This window comes from Streptacidiphilus carbonis (genome assembly GCF_000787775.1).
In the GTDB taxonomy this organism is placed as follows: domain Bacteria; phylum Actinomycetota; class Actinomycetes; order Streptomycetales; family Streptomycetaceae; genus Streptacidiphilus; species Streptacidiphilus carbonis.
In genome coordinates this window covers 11,429-23,690 of the sequence record NZ_BBPM01000084.1, presented here as the reverse complement: position 1 = coordinate 23,690, position 12,262 = coordinate 11,429, and the positions used below count along the sequence as shown (strand labels likewise).

General features: G+C 73.5%; 9 protein-coding genes and 1 pseudogene. 6 read left to right on the top strand and 4 right to left on the bottom strand.

The features are described 5' to 3' along the window. Window positions 1-263: 263 nt before the first annotated feature. Entirely contained in the window at window positions 264-713 is a 450-nt protein-coding gene (locus TR46_RS35025; protein ID WP_042410470.1) for a MarR family winged helix-turn-helix transcriptional regulator, read from the bottom strand. Between the two features lie 70 nt (window positions 714-783). Between TR46_RS35025 and TR46_RS35020 the strand changes: the two genes are divergently transcribed. From TR46_RS35020 to TR46_RS35005, 4 genes are all read left to right on the top strand, one after another. Next, entirely contained in the window at window positions 784-1,218 is a 435-nt protein-coding gene (locus TR46_RS35020) for a winged helix DNA-binding protein (protein ID WP_042410467.1), read from the top strand. A gap of 28 nt (window positions 1,219-1,246) precedes the next feature. Continuing rightward, a complete protein-coding gene (locus tag TR46_RS35015; protein ID WP_042410464.1) occupies window positions 1,247-2,119 on the top strand; it encodes a patatin-like phospholipase family protein in 873 nt (290 codons plus the stop codon). Continuing rightward, on the top strand, window positions 2,116-3,156 hold the full coding sequence (locus TR46_RS35010; RefSeq protein WP_042410462.1) for a 1-acyl-sn-glycerol-3-phosphate acyltransferase: 1,041 nt from the start codon (window positions 2,116-2,118) through the stop codon (window positions 3,154-3,156). Before TR46_RS35015 ends, TR46_RS35010 begins: the two co-directional genes overlap by 4 nt. A gap of 111 nt (window positions 3,157-3,267) precedes the next feature. Continuing rightward, on the top strand, window positions 3,268-4,014 hold the full coding sequence (locus TR46_RS35005) for a hypothetical protein (protein WP_152626873.1): 747 nt from the start codon (window positions 3,268-3,270) through the stop codon (window positions 4,012-4,014). Between the two features lie 232 nt (window positions 4,015-4,246). On the opposite strand, the pseudogene TR46_RS35000 reads toward TR46_RS35005, so the two are convergent. Together TR46_RS35000 and TR46_RS34995 are read right to left on the bottom strand one after the other, a co-directional pair. Next, window positions 4,247-4,555 (bottom strand): annotated as a pseudogene (locus tag TR46_RS35000) (transglycosylase family protein); the annotation flags it as partial. A 511-nt stretch (window positions 4,556-5,066) separates the two neighbouring features. Beyond that, window positions 5,067-8,078 (bottom strand): AfsR/SARP family transcriptional regulator, encoded by a 3,012-nt coding sequence (locus TR46_RS34995; RefSeq protein ID WP_152626872.1) that lies wholly within the window; start codon window positions 8,076-8,078, stop codon window positions 5,067-5,069. Between the two features lie 622 nt (window positions 8,079-8,700). Here TR46_RS34995 and TR46_RS34990 point away from each other — a divergent pair. Beyond that, on the top strand, window positions 8,701-9,903 hold the full coding sequence (locus TR46_RS34990; RefSeq protein ID WP_042410485.1) for an alanine--tRNA ligase-related protein: 1,203 nt from the start codon (window positions 8,701-8,703) through the stop codon (window positions 9,901-9,903). 4 nt (window positions 9,904-9,907) lie between these two features. Here the strand turns inward: TR46_RS34990 and TR46_RS34985 are convergent, their stop codons facing one another. Continuing rightward, complete coding sequence (locus TR46_RS34985; protein WP_042410454.1) at window positions 9,908-10,819, bottom strand: DUF1152 domain-containing protein; 912 nt, start codon at window positions 10,817-10,819, stop codon at window positions 9,908-9,910. Window positions 10,820-11,035: 216 nt separating this feature from the next. Between TR46_RS34985 and TR46_RS45195 the strand changes: the two genes are divergently transcribed. Then, a partial coding sequence (locus TR46_RS45195) for a serine/threonine-protein kinase (protein ID WP_084719200.1) occupies window positions 11,036-12,262 on the top strand: 1,227 nt, incomplete at its 3' end.

Sequence of the window (12,262 nt, the reverse complement as noted above, 5' to 3'; positions counted from 1 at the left end):
CGCACCCCTGGCCCCACCGGCAGCGCGACCAGGAGCCGACCCCGCCGTCCGCTCCCGCGCCCGCCTTCGGCCCCCCGGCCGAACTCGCCCGCGCCCTCCTCGCCGGCTACACCCGCGACCAGATCCACGACCTGGTCCGCCTCCTCCTCGCCGCCGGCCGCAGCTGATCCAGTGATCCGGCCCGGCCCCGGGTGGGGCTTTACCGCGGTAAAGCCCCGCCCGGTCCCACCCGGTGCCACCAGGCCCACCCGGTGCCACCGGCGCTACTCCGCCTGGCCCCTCAGTCGCGTCAGCAGGTGCAGCAGCGAGGCACGAAGGGCCTCCAGTTCGTCGGGGCTGGTCAGCTCGGCCCAGCGGTCCTCGACTCCGGCGGCGGTGGCGTGGGTCACCGGGCGGACGGAGGCGCCGCGCTCGGTGGCGAAGACCAAGCGGGAGCGGCGGTCCTGCGGGTTCGGGCGGCGCTCGACGTAGCCGAGGCGCTCCAACTGGTCGACGGCCTCCGCCATGGTCTGCTTGCGCACCCTGGCCAGCGCGGCGAGGTCCGAGACGCTGATCCCCTCCGCGGTGAGGAACGGGAACACATTGGCGTGCGCGGGGCGCAGGTCGCCGAAGCCCGCGCCGCTCAGGGCGGCGTCGATCTCCTGGGCGTGGTGCTGGTAGAGCAGCCGCAGCAGGAGTCCGATCGACGGGCGGGTCGGAAAGTTCGCTTCCATGGATGGACAGGACCCTGTCTTGTTGTTAATTTAGTCAGGACCCTGTCCATCCTAGTGAACCGGACATGAGATGACCACACCACTGGCACCCTTCGGCCGCACGCTGGCCTTCGCCGAGCAGACGCTCTCGGCCGTGCTCGTCAAGCACCTAGCCGCCCGTCAGACCGCCCCCGAGACCTGGTTCGCCCTGCAGTCGGTCGACCTGCACGGCCCCAGGGCCCCCCGTGACCAGCTGAGCCGCCAGCTCGAACGCTCGCGCACGCTGGACCCCGACTCGGTCCGCGACCTGCTGGCCCGGCTCGACGCCGAAGGGCTGATCCGCGGCGAGGACGAGATCGACTTCACCACCGAGGGCGAGGCCCTCTTCCACGACCTGCGCGCATATGTGACCGCCCCGGCGGCCCGGCTCCTGTCCCAGTTCGACCCCGAGGACATCGCCACCACCATCCGCACCCTCCAGGCCGTCACCGCCCGGGCGGCCGAAGAACTGGCCGCCGCCGACTAGGCACCCGCTCCCCGGGCAGAAGTCGGTCATGGCTGAAACGTCCGACTGCCGGGACCGCACCACGGAACCAGCCCCCACCTGCGCGTTCGTGCTCGGCGGCGGCGGGGCGCTGGGGGCCTGCGAGGTGGGGATGCTGCGGGCGCTGCTGGAAGCGGGGATCAAGCCGGACCTGGTGGTCGGCACCTCGGTGGGTGCGATCAACGGCGCTGTGGTGGCGGCGGACCCCACCGTCGAGGCCGCGGAGCAGTTGGCCGGGCTGTGGGCCGGACTGGGCCGCTCCGGGGTGTTCTCCGGATCCATGTTCGGCCGGCTCCAGGTGGCGGCGCGCAGCCGGACCCATCTCTACTCGTCCGCCCCGCTGCGCCGGCTGCTGGAGGCGCACCTGCCGCCCGGAGTCGACCGGATCGAGCAGCTCCCGGTGCCGTACCAGTGCGTCGCGGCGAGCATCGAGCGCGCGGCCGAGCACTGGTTCAGCCGGGGCCCGCTGGTCGACGCCGTCCTGGCGTCCTGCGCCGTACCCGGGCTGCTCGCGCCGGTGAAGGTGGGGGACGAGCACTTCCTCGACGGCGGGCTGGCCAACAGCATCCCGGTGGGCCGGGCGGTCGCCCTCGGCGCCCGGACGGTCTACGTGCTGCAGGTGGGACGGATCGAGCAGCCACTGTCGGTGCCCCGGCTGCCGTGGGAGGTGGCCGCGGTGGCGTTCGAGATCGCCCGCAGGCACCGCTACGCCCGTGACATGGCGGATCTGCCACCGGGCGTGGAGGTGCACCTGCTGCCCAGCGGCGGACCGGTGGGGCGGTGCGGGACAGCCGGCCAACTGCGCTACCGCGACTTCGGGCTGTCCGGCGAGCGCATCGACCGCGCCTACCGGGCGACGGCCGCGTACCTGGCGGACGCATGACCGGGAGCCGGCTGCCGACGGTCGGCCGACGGCTGGTCACCGTCCCGCTGGCGGTGGCCCTGGCAGCCGTCGCCCTCGGAATCGTCCTGCTGGCACTGCTGACCTGGCCGGTGACGCTGCTGGTCGGACGCCGCCGCCGGCTGCTGCGCTTCTCCGCGTTCCTGATGCTCTACCTCCTCGCCGACCTCTTCGGAGTCGCAGCGGCGGGATGGGTCTGGCTGCGGGCCCTCCCGCTCCCCGCTCCGGCACGCAACCAGCTTCTGCAGAAGTCGAGTTACGCCCTGCTCGGCCGGCTGCTGACCCTGCTCCACTCCGCCGCCGAACGACTGTTCGGCCTGCGGATCGAGGTCACCCCGCCCACTCCCGCCGCCGACGACCAGTCGTCCGTCCCGGTGCTGGTGTTCGCCCGGCACGCCGGCCCCGGGGACTCCTTCCTGCTGATCCACGCCCTCCTCTGCGACGCGGGGCTGCGACCCCAGGTGGTGCTCAAGCAGTTCCTGCGCTGGGATCCCTGCCTGGACGTCCTGATCAGCCGGACGCCGCACTGCTTCGTACCGCCCGGGGGCGACAGCGCCGCCGCGGTGGCGGAGATCGCCGCTCTGGGCGCGGCGGTCCGTCCGGGCGAGGCGGTGGTGATCTTCCCCGAGGGCGGCAACTTCACCGAGCTCCGCCGCACCCGGGCGATCGCCTGGCTCCGCCGCACCGGCCAACTGCGCCGCGCCGCAAGGGCCCAGCGGCAGCGCCACGTCCTCCCGCCACGCATGCCGGGCTCGCTGGCGCTGCTCGGCGGGTCCGCCGGCGGACCCGCCGACGTGGTGTTCGTCGCCCATACCGGCCTCGACCGGCTGGACAGCCTGGCCCGCCTCTGGCACGGCGTCCCGCTGCGCGAACCGCTCACCGCCGGCTGGTGGCGCGTGCCCTGCTCCCAGGTGCCCCCGACCCGGGCAGCCCAGGAGGAATGGCTCACCGACCAGTGGTCCCGCGTCGACAGCTGGATAGACCACGAGTGGCAGCAGGCGGACCCCCGCCCCGGCTGACGCGGCGGGTTCCGCGTCCCCGGCGCCGCGAGGTGTGCCCGGAGGCCTATCCTTCGGGGCCGGCGGTCGCCGATACTGAGGCGGCGTCAGGCGGGACTCCGGAGGGCAGCGTTGGAAGTCTTGGGCTGGGTACTGGTCGCTCTGCTGTGCTGCGGCGCCGCCGTGGGCTGGCAGATGTACCGCTATCCCGGCGGCTGGGCCTATGCGTACGGGGCGATGCACGCGCCGGACCGCAAGGAGCTCGCGGCCGCGCGGATGAGGGTGCGCAGGATCAGGCGCGAGGAGGGCCGGGAGCGCTCGTCCGCCGATGCCGAACTCCGCGACGCCGAGCGGCGGCAGAGGCGTCTGATCAAGAAGGCCGACAGCAGGATCGAGGAACTGCGGAACCCGGGGCCCGGTCAGGAGTACGAGACCCAGGGCGCCATGGCGCTCTTTCAGCGGTCCCTCCGGGTCGCCGACGAGACCATCCCCCTCGACGGGCTGACCGTCCGCTTCGAGGCCGGGCGGCGGAAGATCTGCTACATCCACGTCACCCTCCCCGACGGCCATGAACGGTCCGCCTCCTTCCCCGCCGACCGGTTCGAGGAGGAGGACATCCGGCGCTTCTCGCGGCGGATCGTCAATGTGGCCGCCGACGAGAACAAGGCCAGTGCCGAGCGCGACGAGCAGATCGCCGAAATCGAGAAGGAACGGCGGCGCGCCATGGCGGACACCGCCGCCCAGGAGGCCGCCAAGGAGAAGATCGCCCAGCTGGCCGAACACCACCGCAAGCAGGGCCGTCTCGCCGCCGCCGTCGAGGAGCTCGCGCACGCCCTGGACCGCTGGCAGGGCCTGACCGGCCACCGTCCCAGCCGGTAGCCGCCTCACCGCCCCGACGACGCCTGCTCCGCCAGCCGCTGCTGCTCCGCCTCGATGATCTGCCGGGCCAGCGACGACTCGGACACGTCCAGCGCCTCCGCCGACACCTCAGCGGCTTCGCCGCAGCGGCGCACCCCGGTTTCGGGGTGCGCCGCTGCGGTACCGCGGTACTGCGGTGGTGTTCAGTGACCGTCCGGGGAACAGGGCCGGGCGGTCAGAGGCCGGCCTGGGGGCCGCAGACGGGCCAGGCGGTGGCGCCCTGGGAGGCCAGGACCTTCTCGGCGACCGAGATCTGCTGGGCCTTGGTGGCCTGGTCTGCGGTGGACGCGTACTGGGTGCCGCCGTAGGCGGCCCAGGTGGAGGCGGAGAACTGCAGCCCGCCGTAGTAGCCGTTGCCGGTGTTGATGCTCCAGTTGCCGGTGCTCTCGCACTGGGCGACGGCGTCCCAGGCGGAGGTGTCGGCGGCGGAGGCGGAGGTGGCGGTGACCAGGCCGGCCACCGGAGCGGCGACCAGCACACCGGTCGCCAGCGCCATCCGCATCCGGTTGCGGCGACGGCCGGTCCCGGCGGAGTTGCGGGCAGCGTTGGCGGGGGTGCGGAAGTTCATGTAGTCCCTTTCGACAGGCCCCGGGGCGACGCGTGCGAAAGCGGCAGGGCACGCAGGGGCGTACTCGGCTTCGCGGTGTCGTGAGGTGGTGCGGACAGCCGGTCCGCGCGTCAGGGGCGCGGTCACCGTTCGCTGTCCCGGTTCCCACCGGTCCTGGCCGCTGGGGGCGGGGAGGACCTCGGGGTGGGTGGACCCGGGGGGTGCTCAGTGCACGTCTTCGAAGTTAGGCAACAACCCGGGCGGTTTCAAACATTCTGGACAAGTTGCAGGTCAGAGCCGTGTTACCGCTGGTAATGGCGATGAAGCGGCGCCGAGGTTGCACGGCCGGCCGCCCCGTCGGACCCCGCTTTGTGGCCCGGGCCACACCTCGGGGCGGGTGACCTGCCCCACAATGTCGACGCTGCGTCAACGGGCATCAGCCGCCCGTGTGTCTCGATCATGGATTTCAGCCGGTCGGACCGCCGCCGTTGTGACCTGGGCCATCCGGACCCGGATCGGAACCACCCGGGTCCGCCTCGGCGACCCGGCGGCGCAGCTCCGCCGCCGTCTGCGGCTCGCCGAGGCGGTCGTAGCACTCGGCCGCCTGCTGCCAGGCCAGCACCGCCTCCCGGTGCTCGCCGGTGGCCGTCAGCGCGTCGCCGAGCAGGCTGAGCGAGTTCCCGCGCATCTGCGGGTCGTCGCACTCGTCGCCGGTCGCGATGGCCTCGCGCAGCGACTCCATCGCCTCCGGCAGCCGGCCCAGCGCGAGATAGGCCTCGCCCAGGTTCAGCTGACCCGCGCCGATCCCGATCAGCGAGCCGGCCTCCCGGGCCATCGGGATGGACTCCTGGAACGCCACCACCGCCTCCTCGGCGCGGCCGAGTTCGAGCTGCAGCAGGCCCAGGTTGTTCAGGGTCGCCAGCAGCCCGTAGGGGTGTCCCGCCTCGCGCCGGAGCGGCAGGGCCCGCTCGAACCAGGGCAGCGCCTCCTCGTGCCGGTCGCCGAAGTAGTAGGTCATCGCGATGGACTCGGTGGCGGCGGCCATGCCGTGCCGGTCGTCGAGACGAGTGTGGATCTCCAGGGCGGCGTGGGCGGCGGACAGGCCCTCGTCGATCTGCTTCAGCTCCATGTAGGCATGGGCCAGGCTGTTGTAGGAGGAGGCCTGGTGCTCCAGCCGGCCGGTGCGCCGGGCGCTCTCCAGGCTGATCAGCTGGGTCTCCAGCACCAGGTCCAGCTCCCGGCGCAGCAGCAGGTGGTGCAGCGTCTCCATCGGCAGCAGCTGGGCCAGCGGCTCCAGCCGCGCCTCGTCCACCTGCAGGGTGACGGCGCGAAGGTTGGCCTGTTCCTGGTCCAGCCAGGCCAGGGCCCCGGCGTAGGAGTCGAAGCGCAGCGCGGTGTCCGGCTCCGGCACCTCGGAGAGGTCGAAGCGGCGGCGCTCGGGCTTGAACTGCTCCATGGCCTGGTAGGCGCTGTGCAGGTACCAGGTGCCGAGCCGCTCCACCGCGGCCGTCCGGTCCTGGCCCGACTCCCCGCCGGGCCGGCCGTCCGACTCGGCGCCGGCCTCCACCAGCTCCCTGGCGTACAGGTGCAGCAGGTCGTGCACGGCGAAGCGGCCGGCCTGCGGCTCGCGCACGAAGTGGATGTCGGCGAGCCGGTCCAGCGCCTGCCGGGTGGCCTCGACCGTCCGGTCGGCCAGGGCGGCGACGGCGGCCAGGCCGACCTCACCGCCCTGCCACAGGCCGAGCAGCCGGAACACCCGGGCGGCCTCCCGGTCCAGCTCGCAGTCGGCCCCGGCCAACGTGTCGTAGCTGAGCCCGAAGGAGACCCTGACGCCGAGGTCGTCCACCACCAGCTCGCCCAGCCGGCTGCGGCGCTCCGCCAGCAGGGCCGCCAGCGTGGCCGCGGACCAGTCGGGCCGCGCCACCAGGCGCGCCGCGGCGATCCGGACCGCCAAGGGGTGCAGGCCGCAGCAGTCCAGGATGAGGGCCACGGCCGCCGGTTCGCGCAGCGCCCGTTCGGCGCCCACGATCGCGGCGAACAGGTCCTCGGCCTCCTGCCTGGCCAGCGCCCCGAGTTCGGTGCGGGCCGAGACGCTCAGGGAGGCGCAGCGGCTGCGGCTGGTGGCCAGCACCCCGCAGCCGGCCGATCCAGGCAGCAGCGGACGCAGTTGAGCGGCGTCGCGCACGTCGTCCAGCAGCAGCAGGACCCGCCGGGTGGCGAGGTGGCTGCGGTAGAGGGCCTCCCGCTCCTGCTCGTCGCGCGGGATCGCGGCGTCGGCGACGCCGAGGGCGCGCAGGAAGGACGAGAGCGCGTCCGCGGGCGCGACCGGCCTGCGGCCGGAGCCGCGCAGGTCGAGGAAGAGCTGGCCGTCCGGGAAGCCGGCCGCCACATGGTGCGCCACCTGCACGGCGAGCGTGGTCTTGCCCACCCCGCCGGCGCCGGACACCAGGCACAGCGAGGCCGTACCGACGCCGCCGGTGGCGTTCGGCGGCAGACCGCCGGTGAGCGCGCCGCACAGATGGTCCACCTGGTCGGCGCGCCCGGTGAAGTCCTGTAGGCCGCTGGGGAGTTGGGCGGGAACGGTGGGTCCGGCCGGCCCCGGCCCGGAATCCGCGCTGCCGTCGTTCGCGGGTGCCGACGCTGCCGCGGCTGCCGCGGTCTGCTCGGCCGGGCGGGCCGCGGACGGCTGCGAGCCGTCCAGCGGCCAGGGCGGCAGCGGGGCCCCGGCCAGGATCGCAGACTGCAGCGCCCGGCTGTGCGCCCCCGGCTCGACACCGAGCTCGTCGACCAGGCTGCGGCGCAGCCGGGCGAACTCGTCCAGCGCCTCGGTCGGCCGGCCCGCGGCGCACTGGGCCCGCATCAGCAGGCAGGACAACTGCTCGCGGTAGGGGTGCTCGGCCTGCAGTCGCAGCACCCGCGCCAACGCCTCGCCGGGATGCCCGAGTTCCAGCTCCGACCGGGCCAGCAGTTCATGGGCCTGGATCAACCCCTCCTGCAGGCTGGGTATCTCACGGTCCTTCAGCACCCCCGCCGGGACGTCCTCCAGGGCGGCGCCGCGCCACAGCCCGAGCGCGGCGCGCAGGTCGCCGGCCGCGCCGGTCCAGTCCTGCCGGGCCGCCGCGCCCAGTCCGCTCCGGCGCAGCTCGTCGAACCGCAGCAGGTCGAGCTCGGCGGCGTCGAGCAGTTCCACCCGGTAGCCCGGCACCTGGGTGCGCAGCCGCGCCCCGGCCACCGGTCCGAGGGTCCGCCGCAGCCGCATCATGTAGCTGCGCAGGGTGGTCGTCGCTGCGGTCGGCGGTTTGCCGTTCCAGACCAGGTCGGCGAGTTCTGCGGTCTCCACGGTGTGGTTGGCCCGCAGCAGCAGGGCCGCGAGCAGGATGCGCTGACGGCTGGCGGGCACGCCGACCTCGGTCCCGCCCAGGTCCACGGTCACCGGGCCGAGCAATCCGAAGCGGATCTGCGTCGCTGCGTCTGGCACCTGTTCGTCCACCGGAGATTCTCTATCGTCGGTCCCGCCCCTGCTGACGCCACACAGACGCCACGGACGGATGGAAGTGTAATGCCCACGGAAAGGGCGTGTAGGGGCGCAGAGGCCGAATCGGTGACCTTGGACCCGATAACCGGACGTGTCCCCCCGCACCCGTCCGAACCGCTCCGGCGGTTCGGAGCCCGGCAGTGGCCCACGGGGGTGACCACAGCCAGGCACGGTCGTGGCCGCCGGGGGTGGCCACGACCGCCGTCCCTCCGGACCGCTCCAGCGACGTGACCCGGTGGGACGCACGCCCAGGCAGTGCCGCGGGGACGCCGCACCGCGCAGATAATCCCGACGGCGGCGCGGACGCCGCTGCTACCGTGGAGCGTATGGAGACCAGTCCGCGCACCATCCCCACCCCGCGCACCCGCGCCGCAGCCGCACGAGCTACCTGCTCGCCGGCCGCCGCCGCCTGACCTCCACCCCTCCCCCGGCGACCGGAATCGGCCGCCGAGGAGTTCACTCCCGCCGCAGCCCGTGTGGTTCCCGTCGTTCCACGGTCTGTTCCGCGCGGCCCGTTCCGGTCCCACGACCCGAAGGGCCCACCGCCATGGACACCATCGACACCCTGGACACCGACCGCACCATCAGCACCTTCGTCGACTTCTACCGCGAACGCGGCCACCGCCCGCTCACCGGCGACTCGCTGCTGCCCCCGCCCGGGGACCCGGTGCTGTTCACCACCTCCGGCATGCACCCGCTCACCCCCTACCTGGTGGGGCGGCCGCATCCGCTCGGCACCCGCCTGGTCAACCTGCAGCGCTGCCTGCGCACCACCGACCTGGACGAGGTCGGCGACCGCACCCACCTGACCGTGTTCCAGATGCTGGGCTCCTGGTCGCTGGGCGACTACGGCGGCCCGCAGAGCCTCCGCTGGGGCTACGAGCTGCTGCGCGACGGCTTCGGCATCCACCCGGACCGGCTGCATGTCACGGTCTTCGGCGGGGACGGCCAGGTCGGCCCCGACACCGACTCGCAGCGGACCTGGGAGGAGCTCGGCGTCCCGGTGGAGCTGACCGTGGAGGACAACTGGTGGTCCAACGGTCCCACCGGCCCCTGCGGCCCCGACTCGGAGATCTTCGTCTGGACCGGGGACGGCCCGCCACGGTCCACGCCGACCACCGATCCGCGCTGGGTGGAGGTGTGGAACCACGTGATGATGCGCTACCACCGCAGGACCGACGGCGGGCTCGACCCGCTGCGACCCGGCGTCGACACCGGAATGGGCCTGGAACGCCTGGTCACGGTGCTGCAGGGGAAGCGGTCGGTCTACGAGTGCGATGTCTTCGAGCCCTGGATGCGCACCGTCCCGCAGCTGTGGGGCCTGGACGACGGACCGTCGCTGCGCCTGGTCTGCGACCACCTCCGCTCCGGGACCGTGGTCGTCGGCGACGGCGTCCTCCCGTCCAGCAACGGACGCGGCTACGTCCTGCGCCGGCTGCTGCGCCGGGTGCTGACCACACTGTGGCGCGAGGACCCCTCCCGCACCCTCTCCGACCTGCCCGTCGAACTGCTGGACCACACCCGGCACCAGTTCCGGCAGCCCGGTCCGCAGCCGGGCCGCCCGGACCCGCTCCGCGAGGTGCTGCTGGACGAGGAGCAGCGCTTCCGCAGCCTGCTCGACCGCGGCCGCAGCGTCCTCACCCGCCAGGGCCTCACCGGACCCACCCTCACCCAGCAGCAGTACCACTACCTCCACGAGACCCACGGCCTCCCCCGCGACCTGATCGACTCCCTGCTCCCCCCGACCCCGGGCAGCGCCCCGAACTGAGGGATCAGTGCGGGAACATCCGCGGCGGGCGCTGCCTCGGCACGCCCTCGCGGAACCCCTCGATGACGAAGCTGATCTGACGGGTCAACACCGTCTGTTCCAGCTGGGGAAGATAGAGGTTGCGCTCGGCAAGACCCACGGCGTCGACGGTGAAGTAGACCGCCATCAGCGGATTGACGAACAGCTCGCTGTCGCGGGTCCGGTCGGTGAACCTCACGTCGCCGAAGTCGCCCCGCACCGCGGCGGCCACCGACCCGTTGACGATGCTGGGATGGGTGGGTGTCTCGGCCTGGGCGTGCGCCACGGCGTCGAGGTAGAGGGCGCCCTCACGGCTTTCACGCGGCAGGGACAGCGCACCGAGATACGCCCCGTCCCGCTCCAGCGCCGCCAGGTTCTCCAGCACCAGTGAGTGGTTGACCCCGTGGAACGCGTCCACGCCGAAGCCCAGGCAGGACACCAGCCGTTGTTCGATCTCGGGCATGCCGTTCACGGCCGCCAGACTGGCCATGTCCTCCTCGGGCGTGCCCAGCCCCGGCTCGTCCCCGGTCATCAGGATGTCGGTACCGCCGTCGACCAGCAGGATCGCGTCCACGCCGCCGAGATGCGCGATCAGCGCCCGGTACGCGGCACGGAGCGGCTGGACCCCGGCCCGGTTGAACGCGTACACGGTCGAGGGCATCCCGTGCAGGTCCAGCCACCGGGCGAGGGTCCGCTCCGGGAAGTAGTCCCCGCGCGCCTCCGTGTCCGGGCGGACCGCGGCGACGTCCGGGCCCACCCACACATCCGGGTCAAGCCCGTACAGATCCGCAAAGGACAGGTTCGCAAGCGTCACCTCCTTGCCGGCCGCCCGCAGCGCCAGGGCCAGGGGCAGTCCGGCATACACGTCGAACCCGCCACCGGCCCCCGCGACGAGCACGCGCCTGGCATCGCGCAACCGAGTGAACAGCGGCGGCTCAAGGAGGGAGAACTTCCGTTCGCGCTACAGCCTGTGCGAGCACCGGCGGGGGCGGAGCCGGCGGGATCCGAATGTCGGCCCTCGTGGCTCGGTTGGCGGAGGGGGCGCGTGGAGTGGGGGTGTGGTGCCAGACTGGTGGTTCCGTCCGTGGAGGTGCGGTGCCGGGGGGCTGAACTGATGAGCAATCATGTGTCGGACCGATCGTCCGGGGGCGGTTCGGAGCGGCTGCTGGTCGGCCGGTACCTGCTCGGGGACCGGTTGGGGCGGGGCGGCATGGGCATCGTCTGGCGGGCCCATGACCAGCTGCTCGACCGGGAGGTAGCGGTCAAGGAGCTGAATGTCGGCGGGCTGCAGGCCGAGGAGCTGGACACCCTCCACTCGCGGATGAAGCAGGAGGCGCGGGCTGCCGCGCGGATCGGCCATCCCAATGTGATCACCATCCACGACGTGGTCGAGCAGGACGGCCGGCCCTGGATCGTGATGGAGCTGGTCGACGGCCGCTCGCTCGCCGAGATCATCAGCGACGAGGGCACACTGCTGCCGCGCGAGGCCGCCCGGGTGGGGGCACAGGTGCTGTCCGCGCTCGGCCAGGGCCACCGCCTCGGAGTCCTGCACCGGGACGTCAAGCCGGCCAATGTGCTGATCGACCGGCGCGGACGGGTGGTCCTCACCGACTTCGGCATCGCCCTGTTCGAGGGCGGCACCGGGCTGACCCGGACCGGGCAGATCGTCGGCTCGCCGGACTACCTGGCCCCGGAGCGGGTGTCCGGCCATCGCCCCGGCCCCGAGTCGGACCTCTGGTCGCTGGGGGCCACCCTCTACGCGGCGGTCGAGGGCCAGTCGCCGTTCCTGCGCAACTCGACGATCAGCACCCTGCAGGCGGTGATCACCGATCCGCTGCCCGCGCCGCGCAACGCGGGACCCCTGTTCCCGGTGCTGGACGCGCTGTTGCGCAAGGACCCGGCCGAACGTGCCACCGGGGAACAGGCGTTGCGCATGCTGGAGGAGGTGGCCCAGGGCCGTACACCGCCCACCGCCACCCCGTTCCCGCCCGGCTACGGTCCCGCGCCCGGCCCGGCGTCCGCTCCGGCCTACGGCTACCCGAACCCGCCCACGGCGACGACCGACTGGACGGGCCCCGCGCCCGGCTTCCCCGGCGGGCCCGGAGGCCACCCGACCAGACCCGGCGGCCCCGGCGGAGCGGGCGGCCCCGGGTCCGTCCACCCGCGCCGGCGCCGCACCGCCCTGCTGGTCTGCGGCATCGCGCTCGCAGCCGCGCTGGTCGGCGGCGGCATCGCCTTCGCCGCCAGCAGGGGCCACACCCACCAGCCCGCGGCAGCCGCCGCCGGCACCACGGCCACCACCGCCCCGCCCCGCCCGAGCCCCTCGGCCACCGCCAGTCCG

Excerpts from the sequence above, each read along its gene's own strand:
- TR46_RS35025 (WP_042410470.1), bottom strand. The coding sequence starts at position 713 with ATGGAAGCGAACTTTCCGACCCGCCCGTCGATCGGACTCCTGCTGCGG.
- TR46_RS35020 (WP_042410467.1), top strand. The coding sequence starts at position 784 with ATGACCACACCACTGGCACCCTTCGGCCGCACGCTGGCCTTCGCCGAG.
- TR46_RS35015 (WP_042410464.1), top strand. The coding sequence starts at position 1,247 with ATGGCTGAAACGTCCGACTGCCGGGACCGCACCACGGAACCAGCCCCC.
- TR46_RS35010 (WP_042410462.1), top strand. The coding sequence starts at position 2,116 with ATGACCGGGAGCCGGCTGCCGACGGTCGGCCGACGGCTGGTCACCGTC.